We start from the raw sequence: 16912 nt of genomic DNA on the forward strand, positions 1-16912 counted from the left end.
GAGTTCACGCCGCGACCGAACTGGCCCGGTTACGGTGCAGGATTGTTCCGCTCGATCGATCCGATCGGGCGTAGCGAATCCGTCCAACGGCCTTCCTGCCCGGCCCGGTATCCGTAGTCGAATAGCGCCCGCATGTAGGCCGTCTCGAAGGGTTCGGAGCGCGGCGCGTCGAATTCCGGGCCGATATAGGCGAGGCGGAAATTCACCCCGTCGCGCCGCGTGGTCAGGAAGATGCGCGTAATGTCGTTGATCGCGCTGTAATGCAGCAGCGTCGAGGCCGAGCGCGAGGCGATGTTGAGGATGGAACGGTTGGTCGTCGCCCATTCCGTGTCCAGCCGTCCGTTGCGTACGATCCAGGCCGTGCGCTCGCGCGCCGGCCGGCCACGCGCCTGCTCCCGGAGTTCGAGGGTCGGCGGGTAGAGGAACATCTGCAGCGCCGCGCCGCCATCGACATGCATCTCCTGATAGGCCCGGCCGGCGACATCGACATCCACCAGCACCGGTGGGAAGGCGCCGGGGATGGAGGCGGAGGCGAGCAGGATGCGGCGGAACAGCTCGAGCGCGTCCGGGTGTCCGCTTGCGGCGATGGCGCCGATGTTCCACAGCACGGGGCGGCCGAGATCGAGGTTCGTGGTCCCGATCAGCAGCAGGCGGCCGCGGGCGTATTCAGCGGCTATGGCAGCCATCATCGCCGGGTTCACGTGGCGCTCGATCAGCCGGTAGAGCGGTGAGGTATCGGCGAGCGCCTCCCCGAACAGCACGGCGCGGAGCATGCTGCGCATCTGGAGCACGTCATGCGGCGCGACCTCGGTGAAGACCTCCCGCAACTGGGGATCGTAGGCGGGGCCGAGGAAGGCGAAGGGCGCGATCAGCGCGCCGGCCGAGATGCCGGTGACGACGTCGAAGGTCGGCCGGCGGCCAGAGGCCGTCCAGCCGACCAGCAGGCCGGCGCCGAAGGCGCCGTTGTCGCCGCCGCCGGACAAGGCGAGGAAGTTGCGTGCGGCGGGAACCTGGCGCGGCGCGGCGCCAGCGGCCTGGCGCTCGCGAAGCTGCGCGATCTCCCGCAGCAGCGGCGCGGTGTCGGCATCGGGCCAGAAGCGCGCATTGTCGATACCGGCGATCGACAGGGTCGGCGTCGCGGCGAGCGGCGGTGGGTCAAGCCGGTTGATGTTGCCGCAGCCAGCCAACACCAGAATGGCCACGAGCCAGGTCGCGAGGCGGGCGCCGGTTCGCCGCCCAGGTGTGGTGGTCATGGCCGGATCTCCTTGCCTTACTTCCCCGACAGCAGCGTCGCGACCCAACGACTGCCCTCGAAGCGTTCGCAGATGGTCAGCGCGGCGATCAGTGCCGGTACGCCGATGAAGGCACCGGGCACGCCCCACAGGAAGGCGCCGACGAACACCGCCACAAGCACCATGAAGGCCGAGATGGCGAGCCGCGCGCCGGCGAGCCGGGGTTCGATGTAGCTGCCGGACATGAACTGGATCACCTGCAGGCAGGCGAAGACGGTGATCGCCGCCTGCCACGACCCGAACTGCAGGATGGCGAAGATGGTCGGGAACAGCGTAGCGAGGAACGATCCGATGAAGGGGATGTAGTTCAGCACGAAGGCGATGACGCCCCATTCCGCCGCGAGCTCGAGCCCCATCGCATACGCGAAGGCGGAGACGGCGAGGCCGGTCAGCACGCTCATCACGGTGCGCACGGCCATGTAGGTGCGCAGCTTCGACCCGGTCTCGGTCAGTGCGCCGAGCACGGCCTGCGCCGTTCCCCCCATGGCCGCCAGGCGCCGAGCAGTGCCGCCGGTTTCCAGCAGGCCCAGGATCATGAAGACCAGCGTGACGGCGACGAAGGTCAGCAGGCCCTGGAACTGGCCGAGCACCTCCTGCGCCAGCCGCACCAGGGAACGCATGCTGAAATGCTCGGCGAGGATCGGCGCGACCTCGACGCCCTGGGCCGCTGCCCATTCGAGCTTCCGCAGGTAGAGTTCCTGCAGCATCGGCGCATTCGCGATCACCCAGCGACCGACCCGCCCGAAGCCCCAGGCGGCGAGGTAGACCATCAGGGCCACCACCGCGACCGTCACCAGCAGCGTGACCACCATCGCGACGGCGCCACCGAGCATCGGCTCCAGCCCGCGCTGGAGCGGCCAGGCGAGGGCGATCAGGAACAGCGCGAAGGCGACCGGGGCGAGCACCGACTGCGCCAGCGACAGCGCCGCGGCGAGCAGGATGGCCGTGCAGATGCCGGCCAGGGTGCGGAGCGTGCTGTCGGCGATCATTGAGGGCGGGTCATCGCATCGGAGGTTGCGCGCCACCCTCCATCGGGGCGATGCAGGGTGCAAGGGCTGCATGGAGTTGTCATGGCCGGCTTCCTTTCGCGCAGTCTGCGGCGCGTTCTGTTCGGCGTGCTGGCGCTGCTGCTGATTATCGTCGCGCTGCGCGTGTGGGATGTGCGGAGCGGCCCACCGCTTGGCCCGTGGCACGAATTCGTCCCGCCGGAGCTGTCATTGGAGGCAATCGACCGCGCCGACTGGGCCGGCTGGATGGCTGCGGAGGACGCCGCCTTCGCCGCGACGCGGCGGGAAGTCACTGACCGGCTGGACGCCATGGACCGCGCCGCCGCCCTGCGTTGGTCGCCGGACAGCCCGGTGAATCCGACGCGCTTCGTACGCGACTGGAACCGGTCCTTCGTGCTGGAGCCGTCAGGCGCGCCGGTCGGCGTCGCGGTGTTCCTGCACGGGCTGACGGATGCGCCCTACAGCCTGCGGCATTTGGCGGAAGCGTACCGGGCGCGCGGCTTCCTCGCCATCGCCATCCGGCTGCCGGGGCACGGGATGGTGCCTGGCGGGCTGACCGAGGCGGTATGGGAGGAATGGATGGCCGCGACGCGACTCGCCGTGCGGGCGGCGCGCGCACGCGTCGCGACGGGGCCGCTGCATCTGGTGGGGTATTCCAACGGTGGCGCACTGGCACTGAAGCATGCGCTGGACGCGATCGAGGACCAGCGCCTGCCGCAGGCGGACCGGCTGGTCCTGGTCTCGCCGATGGTGGGCGTCACCGCCTTCGCGCGGTTTGCCGGGCTGGCAGGGCTGCCGGCCTTCCTCCCGCGTTTCGCCAAGGCCGCCTGGCTCGACATCCTGCCGGAGTTCAACCCGTTCAAGTTCAACTCCTTCCCGGTGAACGCGGCGCGGCAGACCTGGCGGCTGACGTCAGCGATCGAGGTGCAGCTCGACCGGCTGGCGCAGGCGCAGCGCCTTTCAGCGCTGCCGCCGGTGCTGACCTTCCAGTCGGTGGTGGATGCCACGGTCTCGACGCCCGCGGTGCTGTCGCGGCTGTATGACCGGCTGCCCGAGAACGGCAGCGAGCTGGTACTGTTCGACCTGAACCGCAGCCTGCGCTTCGGGCCGCTGTTCTCGGCCGGCGCCGACAGCGCGATCGACCGCATCCTCCCGGCCGCGACGCGGCGATATGCGGTGACGGTGGTGGGCAATGACGGGGTGGGCGTGGCCGGCGTCGCCCGGCGGATCGCCGCGGGCAGCGCGGTGGAGGCTGTCACACCGCTCGGGGCCGACTGGCCGCGCGCGGTGTACTCGCTGTCGCATGTCGCGCTGCCATTCCCGGCCTCTGACGGGCTCTACGGTGGCGAGCCCGATCCGGCCGATGCGATGGGCGTGGAACTCGGCGCCATCGCGGTGCGAGGCGAGCGCGGCGTGCTGGTGATGGATGCGAACCATTTCGCGCGCATCACCTGGAATCCGTTCTTCGCCTATCTGCTGGATCGGGTACGGGGCGGCATGATCACCGCCCCGCCCTGATCGGTCAGTAGTAGCCGCGGCGCTGGCGCGGCGTCGTGACGGCGCCGACCACGGCACCACCGGCGCCGCCGATCGCGGCACCGGCCAGCGGGGAACCGCCGGTCAGCGCGGCGATGCCCGCGCCGCCCGCAGTACCCAGTCCGCCGCCGATCAGGGCGCGCTGCCCGGCGGGGTCGGCACAGGCGGCCAGGCCGAGAACGAGAAGGCCGGCGGCCATCATGCGGAGGCGGGAGACAATCATCGTGGAACTCCATCGGTGTTGGTCGATGGAGGCAGGACAACCTTCGGCTGTGGCGGGCGCTCGGCGGAATTGCGGCGGCAGCCGCCGCAGGATTCACGATCGCGTCAGGGGCCTTTGCGCTTGCGGCCGCCCTTGGCCTTCTTCGGGTCGTATCCGCCGCCGCCCGGGCCCATCGGCTTCGGTTTCCAGTCGGGACGCGGCGCCGCCTCACGCAGCGAGCGGCCGGCTAGGTTCGGTTCGAGGCCGAGGTCCAGCGCCTCCAGCCGCTTGATCTCGTCGCGCAGGCGGGCGGCGGTTTCGAATTCCAACTCAGCGGCGGCGGCGCGCATCTTGCGTTCCAGTTCCGCGATGCTGGCCTGCAGGTCCTTGCCGACGAAGTTCTGGTCTTCCTCGCCCTCCACGGCATCGACGGTGATGTAGTCGCCCTGCGAGACATCCTTCAGAACGTCGGCGATCTCGCGGCGGATGGTCTGCGGCGTGATGCCGTGCTCGATGTTCCAGGCAATCTGCTTGGCGCGGCGGCGTTCGGTCTCGCCCAGCGCGTTACGCAGGCTGTTCGTCATCGTGTCGGCGTAGAGCACGACGCGGCCCTCGGCGTTGCGCGCGGCGCGGCCGATGGTCTGGATCAGGGAGGTCGTGCTGCGCAGGAAGCCTTCCTTGTCGGCATCGAGGATGGCGACCAGCGCGCATTCGGGAATGTCGAGGCCCTCGCGCAGCAGGTTGATGCCGACGAGGACGTCGAAGACGCCCTTGCGCAGGTCGCGGATGATCTCGATGCGCTCCAGCGTGTCGACATCGCTGTGCAGGTAGCGCACGCGGATGCCGGCCTCGGTCATGTATTCCGTCAGGTCCTCCGCCATGCGCTTCGTCAGCGTGGTGACCAGGATGCGGCCGCCATTCTTCGTGACCTCCCGGCATTCGGCGAGGAGGTCATCGACCTGCCCCTCGACGGGCCGGATCTCCGTGACGGGATCAACGAGGCCGGTCGGGCGGATCACCTGCTCGGCGAAGCTCCCCTGGGTGCGCTCCATCTCCCACCCGCCGGGCGTTGCGGAGACGAACACCGTCTGCGGGCGAAAGGTGTCCCACTCCTCGAATTTCAGCGGGCGGTTGTCGGTGCAGGAGGGCAGGCGGAAGCCGAATTCCGACAGGATCGACTTGCGCGCGAAGTCGCCGCGATACATGCCGCCGATCTGCGGCACGGTGACGTGGCTTTCATCCACGACCAGCACGGCGTTTTCGGGCAGATATTCGAACAGCGTCGGCGGCGGGTCGCCGGGGCGGCGGCCCGTCAGGTAGCGTGAGTAGTTTTCGATCCCTTTGCAGGAGCCCGTCGTCTCCATCATCTCGATGTCGAAGATGGTGCGCTGTTCCAGCCGCTGACGTTCCAGCAGCTTTCCCTCGGATTCCAGTTGTGCGAGGCGTTCCTTCAGCTCGACCTTGATCTGCGAGATCGCCTGGTTGAGCGTGGGCCGCGGCGTGACGTAGTGGCTATTCGCGTAGATCGCGACGCGTTCCATCTCGCCGGTAATCTCGCCGGTCAGCGGGTCGAATTCGCGGATGCCGTCGATCTCGTCGCCGAACAGGGAGATGCGCCAGGCGCGGTCGTCCAGGTGCGACGGCCAGATATCCACGCTTTCGCCGCGCACGCGGAAGGTGCCGCGGGCGAAGAAGGCGTCGTTGCGGCGGTACTGCTGCTCGACCAGGCCCTTCACCAGCGCGTCACGGTCGATCCGCCCGCCGCGTTCCAGCTTCACGACCATGCGCGAATAGGTCTCGACCGAGCCGATGCCGTAGATGCAGGACACCGAGGCGACGATCACCACGTCGGAGCGTTCGAGCAGCGCCTGCGTCGCGGAATGCCGCATGCGGTCGATCTGCTCGTTGATCTGGGAGTCCTTCTCGATATACGTGTCCGTGCGGGGGACGTAGGCCTCCGGCTGGAAGTAGTCGTAGTAGCTGACGAAGTACTCGACCGAATTCTCGGGGAAGAAGGACTTCATCTCGCCGTAGAGCTGCGCGGCGAGTGTCTTGTTTGGCGCCAATACCAGCGCGGGGCGCTGAAGGTGCTCGATGACCTTTGCCATGGTGAAGGTCTTGCCCGAGCCGGTGACGCCGAGCAGCACCTGGTCACGCTCGCCCTGCTGCAGCCCCGCCGTCAGGTCCCGGATCGCCGTCGGCTGATCCCCGTTCGGCTCGTAGGGGGACACGACCTTCAGCGCCCGTTCCAGCGGCGGCGCAGGCCGCTTCTCCGGAATGAACAGCATGGGGCCGGGGGTGATCAGATTCATGGAGCGAAAGATGGGCCTGCGGGGGGCGAAACGCTACCCGCGCATCGTCCCGGCAGGCTACAGGTCCACGCATCCCTGATCGGCGCGACGGGGCGCCTCCATGCCTGGTCAGGCCCGGTTTGGCGCCTACTCCGCTGCGTCCTGCACCAGCCAGGGCCAACGCATCTTCACCACCGGGCTCGACGGGTCATAGGCCAGGCAGGTGCCGATGATGCGCGGGCGCTCGCGGACGCCGGTCGCGGCCTCCCGCGCCAGCTCCTTCTCCCGCCGCACCGGGTACATGGTCTGGAAGGCGACGGTGGCCATTTGCGCCAGCATCTCGCGCAGATGCGTGCAGCCGATCACGCCGCCCACGCGCTCCTGCACCGCCCGGTTGAAGCCCGGGCCGATCGTCAGCCCGGCGAGCCGTGCGAAATTCGGCGCCGCCTGGGGGCACACGCCATAGGGAGTGTGGTCGGAGGCCGCCTCGCAGGCGTGGATCAGCATGTCCTCGTCGATCGTGAGGCGGATCCACATGCCGTGAAGCGGCGTGCCGGGCTCGAGCCAGCCCTTCTCCTCATTGTCGAAGCCGTAGGACTTCGTGTCGACCAGATGCCCCTCGATATCGAACAGCCCGTCGGCACGGCGATAGCCCCGCATGTCGATCTGGCGGCGGTGCAGCGGTTCGCGGTCGGCTGGCGTAGAGAGCGGCATTGAGACGTTCCAGGCTTGCTGCGCCGCATCATATTGGCCACCTGCGGAATCCGGAAACCCGGCACAGGCGGCATCGGGCACGGGGCAGCCATGCCCGGGCGCTAGGCCGCCACCGGCACCCGCGCCGCGATGGGCTCGAGCAGGATCTCGATCGCCGCCGGCTCCACCCATTCGAGCTGCACCGTCACCACCGTCACCCGATTGCGGAAGGCGGGCGGGATGCGGACGAAATCCTTGCGCGTCGTCACGGGCGTGGCGCGCAGGCTGTCCGCCTGCGCCAGCAGGTCGCGCAGGTCGCCCTCGTCGAAGGGGTAATGGTCGGCATAGGCCTGCCGGCCGGCCAGGAAGGCCCCGGCCTCCTGCAACGTCGTGAAGAACTTGCGCGGATTGGCGATGCCGCAGAAGGCGAAGACCGGCTGGCCGGCGAGCAACTCGGCCTCGGGCCCAGGGACCAGGCGGGCGTGCAGCACCGGCAGGCCAGGCGGCAATTGGGCCAGGGCGCCGGTCTCGTCGTCGCCGACCATCACCGCAGCGTGGGAGCGGGCGGCGGCGGCGGCCACCGGTTCCCGCAGCGGCCCGGCCGGGATCACCCGGCCATTGCCGAATCCATAGGAGCCGTCGATGACGAGCAGCGACAGGTCCTTCTCGAGGGTCGGGTTCTGCAGCCCGTCATCCATGACGATGGCCTGCGCTCCCGCCTCGATCGCAGCCTTCGCCCCGGCCGAGCGGTGCGCGGCGACCCAGGTCGGGCGTTCCGCCGCCAGCAGCAGGGCCTCGTCGCCGACGGCCGTGCTGTCGTGCTGGGCCACGTCCACTCGGGCGGGCCCCTTGATGCGCCCGCCATAGCCGCGCAGCAGGAAATGCGCCCCGATGCCGCGATTGCCGAGCCGGCGGCCGATGTCGAGGGCGACCGTCGTCTTGCCGGCGCCGCCGGCGGTCGCATTGCCGCAGCACACCACAGGCACGGGGGCCTGCCAGCCGGGATGCGACATGCGCCGCGCCGTCGCGGCCGCGTAAAGGGCGGAGAACGGCGACAGCAGAATGGGCGCGAGCCCCCCGCTACCGCCGCTCCAGAACTCTGGAGCGCGCATTCAGTTCCTGTCGTCCACAATGCCTGTCGCTGGCGGCCCGGCGATGACCGATCCCGCCATGTCCGGGCCCGGCGTGCCGGCTCCCGCTTCGTCCCGCAGGGACAGCAGCGGCAGCAGCGCCGCGGCGATCCGCTGGGGCAACCCGGCCTCCTCGGCCGCCACCCCGGCGGCGGCCTCGGCCTGAGCCCGCCCCCGGTCGGGACTGGTTAGCATGGCGGAAACCGCCTCGGCCAGCGCGGCCGCAGGGTCTGGCCCCGGCACCACCCTCGCCAGGCCACCGGCATCCTCCAGCCGGGCGACGATCTCGGCGAAGTTCCAGGCATTGGGGCCGAGCAGCACAGGGCAGCCGAGCCGCGCCGGCTCAAGCGGATTCTGCCCGCCATGCGGCACCAGCGAGCCGCCGACGAAGGCCGCATCCGCCAGCCGGTAGAACAGCCCCAGTTCGCCGAGCGTGTCGGCAAGCAGCACCCCGGTATCCGCGGCCGGATCCTCCGCCAGCCCGCGACGGGCCAGGCGCAGGCCCTGAGCGAGCGCAGCGATCTCGGCCCCGCGCTCGGGATGCCGGGGAACGATGACCGTCAGCAATCCCGGATGCGCCGACGCCATCCGCCGATGGGCCGCGAGCGCGATCGCCTCCTCCCCCGGATGGGTGCTGGCGGCAAGCCACACCGGCCGGCCGGCCACCAGCGCGCGCAACCGGCCGAGTTCCGCGGCATCCACCGGCAGCGGTGGGGCGGCATATTTCAGGTTTCCCCAGCTTTCCGCCCGGGCACCCAGGGCGCGGAAACGGGTCGAATCGGCCTCGGTCTGCGCCAGCACCAGGGCGAAGGGGGCGAAGACCCGGCGCGCCAGGCCCGGCGCGCGCGCCCACCAGCGGGCCGAGACCTCGGACATCCGGCCGTTGACCAGTGCGAGCGGCACGCCCCGCCCCGCAGCCGCACCAATCAGGTTCGGCCACAGCTCCGATTCCACGAACACCCCGGCATCCGGCCGCCAGCCATCGAGGAAGCGGGCGACCCACCCTGGCACGTCGAGCGGGATGAAACGGTGGCTCACCCGCCCCGCCAGCGCGGGGGCCAGGCGTCGGGCGAGAAGCGTCGCCGACGTGACCGTGCCGGTGGTGACCAGGAAGGATAGGCGCGGCGCAGCCGCAGCCAGGGCGTCGATGAGCGGCAGGATCGACAGCGTCTCACCGACGCTTGCGGCATGCAGCCACAGCAGCCGCCCGTCAGGCCGCGCGGCACCGAGGCCGAAGCGCTCGGGCAGGCGCTCGGCGATCTCCTTGCCGCGGCGGACGCGACGGCGGAGGTACGCCGGCAGGAGCGGCGCGGCGGAGGTCGCGGCCCAGTGCCAGGCGCAGGCGAGGGGGGTCATGCCGGCGGGGGCCATCGGGTGCCGTCCGTCGTCCGCTGCGGAATTGGAGGGGCACTGCCCCCCCAAGCCGCCCCGGCAAAGGCCGAAGGGCCTTTGCAAACCTCGACCTGGCGCGGTGCGCGGTGGCCTGGATGAGAGCCAAGGGTCGCCGTCGCGCGCCACGTCCGCCTGTAGGCTTCGGCGGGCGTGTGGGGACGGGCCGGGCGCAATGCGGCCTTGCTCGCGGCACGCGATGGTACCGCGCCGTGCCAAGTATTGGTTTCCAAAGGCCCTTCGGCCTTTGGTGGGGTGAGGTCCGGAGAGGGGCAAAGCCCCTCTCCGCGAACCACCGCCGCCCTCATGCGCCCGCCATCGAATCGGCCCGCGCGCAGGCGTCCGTCAGTGCCGCGGCGATTGCCGGCAGCGCCGCCTCCGCGTCGTGCCGGTCCACCGCGACGGGCGCGCCGACCACGGCGTAGCCGCGGGCGAAGGGCAGGGGGAAGCGCATCCGGTCCCACGACCGCGCCAGCTTCATGCGGGAGGAGGCGACGGCGCAGGGCAGCACCGGCACGCCGGACAGGGCGGCGAGCTGGGCCACGCCCGGCGCCGCCACCCGCGCCGGCCCGCGCGGCCCATCGGGGGTGATCACCGCGACGCCGCCGCCAGCGAGGATGCGCGCGAGGCCCCGCAGCCCCGCGGCGCCGCCCTTCGAGGAGGAGGCATGGACCACGTCGATGCCGAATGGCCGGACGGCATTCGCGATCAGCCGGCCGTCCCGGTGGCGGGAGATCAGCACCTGGGCGCGCCGGGCGCCGGCCCGGTTCAGCACGCGGCGCGCCAGCAGGCGCCAGCCGAGTGCCGCGAGGGGCAGCCGCTCATGCCAGAAGGCGAGGATGATCGGCCGGTCGGCGAGGGGCTGGGCGTGCTCCTCTCCCACCAGGGTCCATCGCGTGGTGGCCCAGACGAGGCGCAGATACGTCGCTACCAGCCAGGCCAGCAGCCCCTGCGTCGCGGGGTGGCGAATCAGGCGCCTGGCCATCGTGTCGGGGGGAAGCGTTCGGTCACGGCTGCGGCCCCTAGCATGCCGGCGGCGCCGGACGAAACGGGGCGGCCAGGTGACCCCCCGGAACGTCCCGCGTCCGGACCTTCTTCACCGCGCCGCGGCATGCGAGACTGCGGAACGTTGCGTCTGGATGATTGGGATGGTCGGCATGCTGGGTGAACGAGGGCGCGGCGCGCGCCGCAAGGGCATGACGCTCGCGATGCTCGGTGCCATCGCCGGATTGGCGTTGCCCTTGGCCGCCTGCAAGGACGAAGCCCCCGCGCCGCAGGCGGCGCCGGCGGCCGCGCCCACCGTTTTCGTCATCCGCGTCGAACGGCAGCCGATCTCGCAGGGGGTCGAGTTCATCGGCCGGGTCGAGGCGATCGACAAGGTGGATGTCCGGGCGCGCGTCAACGCCTTCCTCGTGACGCGACACTTCACCGAGGGGGACCGGGTGAAGGCCGGCGACCTGTTGTTCACGCTGGAACAGGGACCCTTCGCGGCCGAGGTGGCGCTGCGGCAGGCGCAGGTGGAGCAGGCCGAGGCCGAGCTGCGCAACGCCACGCTGCAGGTGACACGCGGGCGGGAGCTGGTCCGCACCAACAACATCCCGCAATCCACGCTGGATGAACGCATCGCCGCCGAGGGCGAGGCGAAGGGCAAGGTCGATGCCGCGCGGGCGCAGCTCGACCAGGCGCGCATCCAGTACGGCTACACCGAGATCCGCGTGCCCTTCGACGGGCGGGCCGGGCGCTCGCCGCTCAGCCCGGGGAACCTGGTCGGGCCCGATTCGGGCGTGCTGGTCACGGTGGTGCGCGATGACCCGATCAGGGTGTCCTTCCCGGTCACGCAGCGCGAGTTGCTGCGTGTGCGGCGCGCCGGCCCGGATGCGTCGGCCGATGGCCTCAAGGTGCGCATTCGTCTGCCGGACGGCACGATGATGGATGGCGCCGGGCGGCTCGAATTCGTCGATGTGGCGGCGAACCGGTCGACCGATTCGGTGCTCGTGCAGGCTGTGGTGCCGAACGCCCAGCAGCTCCTCACTGATGGCCAGGCGGTCACCGTCGTCATCGAATCGGCCAACCCGCAGGAGGCCATCGTGATCCCGCAATCGGCGCTGCAGATCGACCAGCAGGGCCCCTTCGTCCTCGTGGTCGGCGCCGACAACAAGGTGGAGGTGAAGCGCGTCCGCACCAGCCCGGGCCCGGTCGGTCAGGTGGTGGTCACGGAAGGACTCGAGGTCGGGCAGCTCATCATCACCGAGGGATCGCAACGGGCCCGTCCGGGCCAGCCGGTCACGCCGCGGCAGCAGGATCTGCCGCCGAGCGGCGCGGTACCGGCCAATACGCCGAGCGGCGGCTGAACCGATGATCAGCAAGGTCTTCGTCGATCGGCCGCGGCTCGCGGTCGTCATCGCCATCGTCATGACCATCGCCGGGCTCGTCGCGCTGCGCTCGATCCCGGTGGCGCAGTTCCCCGACATCGTGCCGCCGCAGGTGACGGTGACGGCGACCTATCCGGGCGCCTCGGCCGAGGTGGTGGAGGCGACCGTCGCCCAGCCGATCGAAAGCCAGGTCAACGGCGTGGACAACATGATCTACATGCGGTCCACCAGCGGCAATGACGGGTCCTACACCCTGACCGTGAGCTTCGCGGTCGGCACCGACCCGGACCAGAACACGACGAACGTCAACAACCGGGTGCAGCTTGCGCTGGCCCAGCTGCCGGAGGAAGTGCAGCGGCAGGGCCTGTCGGTGCGCAAGAAATCCTCCGCGATGCTGCAGGTGATCACCCTGCGGTCGACCAATGGTGCGCAGGATTCGCTGTTCATCTCGAACTACGCGACCATCAACGTGATGGACGTGCTGAAGCGCGTGCCGGGCGTCGGCGACGCCTTCATGTTCGGCCAGCGCGACTATGCGATGCGCATCTGGTTCGAGACGGACCGGCTGACCGCGCTCGGCCTGACGCCGGCCGACATCGTCGCGGCGATCCGCTCACAGAACCAGGTCGCGCCGCTCGGGCGCGTCGGCGCGCAGCCGGCGAGCAACGACACCTCCTACCAGCTCAACATCCGCACTACCGGGCGGCTGGTCAGCACCGACGAATTCTCGAACATCGTGGTGCGGGCCAATCCGGACGGCTCCGTGCTGCGCGTGCGTGATGTCGCGCGCATCGAGCTCGGCGCCTGGAACGAGGATGTCGGCACCCGCCTGAACGGGCAGGATGCGATCGGCATCCAGATCTACCTCGCACCCGGGGCCAATGCCGTGGGCACGGCGGACGGCGTGGCGCGGGCGATGCGCGACCTGGCGTCCCGCTTCCCCGAGGGCCTCGAATACGCGGTGGTCTATGACACCACGACCTTCGTGAAGCTGACGATCGAGGAGGTCATCCACACGCTGATCGAGGCCTTCGTCCTGGTCGTGCTCGTGGTGTTCATCTTCCTGGGCTCGATCCGCGCGACCATCATTCCCCTGATCGCCGTGCCGGTCAGCCTGATCGCGACATTCATCGTGCTGAACGCGATGGGGTATTCGGCCAACACCGTCTCGCTGCTCGCCATGGTGCTCGCCATCGGCATCGTCGTGGACGACGCTATCGTGGTGGTCGAGGCGGTGGAAGCGACGATGGAGGCCGACCATTCGCTGTCGGTGAAGGACGCGACCAAGAAGGCGATGGAGACGATCACCGCGCCGATCATCGCGATCACGCTGGTGCTGCTCTCGGTCTTCGTGCCGCTCGCCTTCATTCCCGGCATTTCGGGCGAGCTGTTCCGCCAGTTCGCGGTGACCGTGTCGGTCGGCATGTTCTTCTCGGCGATCAACGCGCTGACGCTGTCCCCGGCCCTGTGCGCCGTGCTGCTGAAGCCGCATCACGGACCGAAGAAGGGCATCATGGGCCGCATCTCCCGCGGCATCGACTGGGTGCGGGACGGCTATGCCGGCATTGTGGCGCGGTTGGTGCGCGTCGCCATCGTGTCCATCGCGCTGCTGCTGCTGTTCATGGGTGGCATCGTCGGCGTCGGCAGCCGCACGCCCACGGGCTTCCTGCCGCAGGAGGACCAGGGCGCCTTCTTCGTGGAACTGCGCCTGCCGGAGGGCGCCTCGCTCAACCGCACGCTGGAGGTGGCGAAGCGGGTCGAGGAGATCGCGCGGAACCTGCATGGCGTGCGCGACGTCGTCACCATCACCGGCTACTCCATGCTGAACGGGCTGGCGCAGTCGAATTCGGGCTTCCTGATCCTGACGCTCGATCCGTTCGATGAGCGCAGCAGCCCCGCCCTGGGCGTCAACGCGCTGATCGCGGCGCTGGCGCGCGAGACGGCCGAGGTTCCGGCGCAGGTGATCCCCTTCAACCTGCCACCGATCATCGGGCTCGGCACCTCCGGGGGCTTCGAGCTGCAGCTGCAGAACCTGGAAGGCCAGGGGCCCGGCGAGATGGCAGCGGTGATGCGCGCCCTGGTGCTGGCGGCGAACCAGAACCCGACGCTGACGCGCGTCTTCTCGACCTATTCGGCGACCACGCCATCGGTCTATCTCGACATCGACCGCAATCGCGCGCAGGTGCTCGGCCTGTCGCTGAACGACATCTTCGCCGCTGTGTCCGCGGCGATGGGCGGCGCCTATGTGAACGACTTCAACCTGTTCGGGCGCACCTGGAAGGTCAGCCTCCAGGCCGAGCAGGCGGACCGCAACAGCATCCCCGACATCTACCGCATCCATGTCCGCAACGCGGATGGCGAGATGATCCCGGTGCGCGCCTTCGCCGAGGCGCGCATCGAGTTCGGGCCGCAGAGCATCATCCGCTACAACAACGTCCGCAGCCTGACGATCAACGGCGAGCCGGCGCCGGGGCGGTCCTCCGGCGACGGCCTGACGGCGATGGAACAGGTCGCGCGCGACACGCTGCCGCGTGGCTATTCCTTCGAATGGACGGGCACCGCCTTCCAGGAGAAGGCGGCGTCGGGCCAGACCGGCACCATCCTGGCGCTGGCGGTGCTGTTCGCCTTCCTGTTCCTCGTCGGGCTGTACGAATCCTGGACCATCCCGGTGCCGGTGCTGCTGTCCGTCGCGGTCGGCGTGCTGGGGGCGATGATCGCGATCGGGCCGGCGGGCCTGTCGCTCGACCTCTACGCCCAGGTCGGCATCGTGGTGCTCATTGCGCTCGCGGCGAAGAACGGCATCCTGATCATCGAGTTCGCGAAGGAGCAGCGGGAGAGGGAGGGGCTGTCGGTCAGCGACGCCGCGGTGATGGGGGCGAAGCTCCGGTTCCGCGCGGTGATGATGACGTCCTTCGCCTTCATCCTGGGGCTGTACCCGCTGGTCGTTGCCCACGGCGCCTCGGAGATCAGCCGCCGCGCCGTCGGCACGCCGGTCTTCTGGGGCATGCTGGCAGCGTCCTCCATCGGCATTTTCATGATCCCAATGCTCTACGTCGTGTTCCAGAACCTGCGGGAGCGCATCAAGGGCCGCCTGTTTGGACGCGAAAGCGCGAGCGCGGCACCTCATGCTTGACCAAATGTTGCTGGCGCACGATCTGTTGTAACAACCTGGGAGCCTGCGGGCTCCCGGACCCCCCTTGATGGAGAACCCCCCGATGGGTGACCTGACCAAGCCTGTCTCCGACGACACCTTCAAGCAGGACGTGCTTGAGGCGCCGGGGGCGGTGCTCGTGGACTTCTGGGCCGAATGGTGCGGCCCCTGCCGGATGGTCGCGCCGATCCTCGACGAGCTGGCCGAGGAATTCGCCGGTAAGCTGACCATCGCGAAGGTAAACATCGACGAGAATCCAATGACTCCGACCGAGTATGCGGTGCGCGGCATCCCCACCATGATCCTGTTCAAGGATGGCAAGCCGGTGGAGACGAAGGTCGGCGCCATGCCGAAGGGCGCGCTGAAGACCTGGATTTCCGGCGCGATCGGCGGGTGAGACTATGATCGGAGAGGGGGTGGCCCCCTCTCCGATGGCTGCGTGCACACGACTGATTAACCACTCCCGTCGCATCATCCCGCTGCGGCCGCCGAGCCGCGCAATCGCCAGGACGGCGCATGACCCTGATGGGAAGCGCGATGCCGGCTGCCGAGTGGAATCACCTTACCGACGACGTCCAACTCGTATTGTCGCGGGAGGCGCTTCGCCGCGCCGCCGAGACGCTTGCCGACCACGCCGAGATTCTCGCTCGCGAGATGGAGGATGGTGCGCTGCTGGATCGCGGCGGGCCGGATGCGCTGCGCCTGTTCGCTGCGGTGGTGCGCAGCACCAATCGAGACGCTTTTGGTGAGGTGGGACACGCCTGAGGCCGCGGCACGGTAGACGGCTGACTCGGGAAACTGCGATTCTTCCCCGGCTGCCGATTCGCAGCGACCGAAGGGGGGAATCCAGCCGTGGGACGCCAGAGTGGCGCGGCGTGGGGCCGCAGCCGCCGCCGTCAGTATGCCGCGCTGCCGATCCGCGAGCACGGTGGCGAGGTGCACGTCATGCTCATCACCACGCGCGGCCGCGGGCGGTGGGTGATCCCGAAAGGCTGGGCGGAAAAGGGCGTGGCGCCGCAGGATCTTGCGGCGCGGGAGGCGTTCGAGGAGGCCGGCCTGCTCGGCAAGGCGGGCAGCGAGCCGATCGGCGCCTACACCTACCGCAAGCGCCTGCCGGATGGCCGCCGCGCGGTCTGCGAGGTTGAGATATTCGCCCTCTCGGTCGAGGCGCGGGCGCTTGATTGGCCCGAGCGCGGCCAGCGCCGCAAATGCTGGGTGCCGCCTGAGGCGGCCGCCGAACTGGTTTCCGAACCTGGCCTCGCGCAGGTGCTGCGCGGCCTGCGGCTGCGGGTGGCCTGATCCCGCTACCGGCCATACAGGATGTAGTTGATCGTCAGGTCGATCGTGACCTGCGCTTCGGCCGTACCGGGCGGGAAGGGCGGTAGCTGGGCGCCGCGGAAGATGTTCTGCGAGTAGAAGTTCAGGTGAAGCGAACGCGATGCCGAGCGTAGCTCGACGCCGCGCACGCGGCCGTCCGGCCCGGTCTGGATGCGCACCGTGACCGGGCCCTGTTCGCGCAGGTCAATCGCCTCGCGCGGGTAGCGCAGATTCTGGTCCAGCCAGCGGCGGAAGGCGGCGCGCCAGTCCGGGCCCGCTTCGGCGCCGCGGACGCGAAGCTGTTCCGTCGTATCGCCCGGGCCCGGCAGGGTGGCGCCAGGGCTGAGGTCCAGGCCGCGGCGCGGTGCGCCCTGGCGCCCGGGGTCCCCCAGACGCGGCGGGCGCTGCGTCAGGTCGAGCGGCGGCAGGCGCTCAGCCAGTTGCGGCGGCGTCGATGGCGCGGGTGGTGGCGGCGGAGGGGGCGGGGGCAGCGGCTGGACCGGTGCCTGGGCCACCGCCGGCGGGCGCTCGG

General features: G+C 69.9%; 15 protein-coding genes. 6 read left to right on the top strand and 9 right to left on the bottom strand.

What is annotated here, in order from left to right:
* Window positions 1–29: 29 nt before the first annotated feature.
* Window positions 30–1253 (bottom strand): patatin-like phospholipase family protein, encoded by a 1224-nt coding sequence (locus GXW78_RS24435; RefSeq protein ID WP_211871523.1) that lies wholly within the window; start codon window positions 1251–1253, stop codon window positions 30–32.
* A gap of 17 nt (window positions 1254–1270) precedes the next feature.
* Window positions 1271–2281 (bottom strand): AI-2E family transporter, encoded by a 1011-nt coding sequence (locus GXW78_RS24440; protein WP_211871524.1) that lies wholly within the window; start codon window positions 2279–2281, stop codon window positions 1271–1273.
* 81 nt (window positions 2282–2362) lie between these two features.
* On the opposite strand from GXW78_RS24440, the gene GXW78_RS24445 reads away from it, so the two are divergent.
* Entirely contained in the window at window positions 2363–3817 is a 1455-nt protein-coding gene (locus GXW78_RS24445) for an alpha/beta hydrolase (protein WP_211871525.1), read from the top strand.
* A 4-nt stretch (window positions 3818–3821) separates the two neighbouring features.
* On the opposite strand, the gene GXW78_RS24450 is transcribed toward GXW78_RS24445, so the two are convergent.
* The 6 genes from GXW78_RS24450 to GXW78_RS24475 all read right to left on the bottom strand — a co-directional run bounded on the left by GXW78_RS24450 (window position 3822) and on the right by GXW78_RS24475 (window position 10525).
* Window positions 3822–4058 (bottom strand): hypothetical protein, encoded by a 237-nt coding sequence (locus GXW78_RS24450; RefSeq protein WP_246522597.1) that lies wholly within the window; start codon window positions 4056–4058, stop codon window positions 3822–3824.
* 104 nt (window positions 4059–4162) lie between these two features.
* The gene (gene uvrB, locus GXW78_RS24455) at window positions 4163–6349 is read right to left on the bottom strand and encodes an excinuclease ABC subunit UvrB (RefSeq protein ID WP_272876902.1); all 2187 of its coding nucleotides are present in this window, start codon (window positions 6347–6349) and stop codon (window positions 4163–4165) included.
* Between the two features lie 126 nt (window positions 6350–6475).
* Complete coding sequence (locus GXW78_RS24460; RefSeq protein WP_211871526.1) at window positions 6476–7042, bottom strand: DUF2889 domain-containing protein; 567 nt, start codon at window positions 7040–7042, stop codon at window positions 6476–6478.
* 101 nt (window positions 7043–7143) lie between these two features.
* Entirely contained in the window at window positions 7144–8133 is a 990-nt protein-coding gene (gene lpxK, locus GXW78_RS24465; protein ID WP_211871527.1) for a tetraacyldisaccharide 4'-kinase, read from the bottom strand.
* A complete protein-coding gene (locus GXW78_RS24470) occupies window positions 8134–9507 on the bottom strand; it encodes a 3-deoxy-D-manno-octulosonic acid transferase (RefSeq protein WP_211871528.1) in 1374 nt (457 codons plus the stop codon).
* Window positions 9508–9844: 337 nt separating this feature from the next.
* Complete coding sequence (locus GXW78_RS24475) at window positions 9845–10525, bottom strand: lysophospholipid acyltransferase family protein (protein ID WP_211871529.1); 681 nt, start codon at window positions 10523–10525, stop codon at window positions 9845–9847.
* A gap of 172 nt (window positions 10526–10697) precedes the next feature.
* On the opposite strand from GXW78_RS24475, the gene GXW78_RS24480 reads away from it, so the two are divergent.
* The 5 genes from GXW78_RS24480 to GXW78_RS24500 all read left to right on the top strand — a co-directional run bounded on the left by GXW78_RS24480 (window position 10698) and on the right by GXW78_RS24500 (window position 16362).
* Window positions 10698–11891, top strand: a complete 1194-nt coding sequence (locus GXW78_RS24480; RefSeq protein ID WP_246522598.1) for an efflux RND transporter periplasmic adaptor subunit — start codon at window positions 10698–10700, stop codon at window positions 11889–11891.
* A 4-nt stretch (window positions 11892–11895) separates the two neighbouring features.
* Window positions 11896–15045 (top strand): efflux RND transporter permease subunit, encoded by a 3150-nt coding sequence (locus GXW78_RS24485; RefSeq protein WP_211871530.1) that lies wholly within the window; start codon window positions 11896–11898, stop codon window positions 15043–15045.
* Between the two features lie 82 nt (window positions 15046–15127).
* Window positions 15128–15460 (top strand): thioredoxin TrxA, encoded by a 333-nt coding sequence (gene trxA, locus GXW78_RS24490; protein ID WP_211871531.1) that lies wholly within the window; start codon window positions 15128–15130, stop codon window positions 15458–15460.
* Between the two features lie 119 nt (window positions 15461–15579).
* Window positions 15580–15828, top strand: coding sequence for a hypothetical protein (locus GXW78_RS24495; RefSeq protein ID WP_246522599.1), 249 nt, complete (start codon window positions 15580–15582; stop codon window positions 15826–15828).
* A gap of 87 nt (window positions 15829–15915) precedes the next feature.
* Entirely contained in the window at window positions 15916–16362 is a 447-nt protein-coding gene (locus GXW78_RS24500; RefSeq protein WP_211871532.1) for an NUDIX hydrolase, read from the top strand.
* 5 nt (window positions 16363–16367) lie between these two features.
* Here the strand turns inward: GXW78_RS24500 and GXW78_RS24505 are convergent.
* Window positions 16368–16912: energy transducer TonB (locus GXW78_RS24505; RefSeq protein ID WP_211871533.1), on the bottom strand; the 545-nt coding region annotated here is incomplete at its 5' end.

Source organism: Neoroseomonas terrae (genome assembly GCF_018129025.1).
GTDB classification, from domain to species: Bacteria; Pseudomonadota; Alphaproteobacteria; order Acetobacterales; family Acetobacteraceae; genus Neoroseomonas; species Neoroseomonas terrae.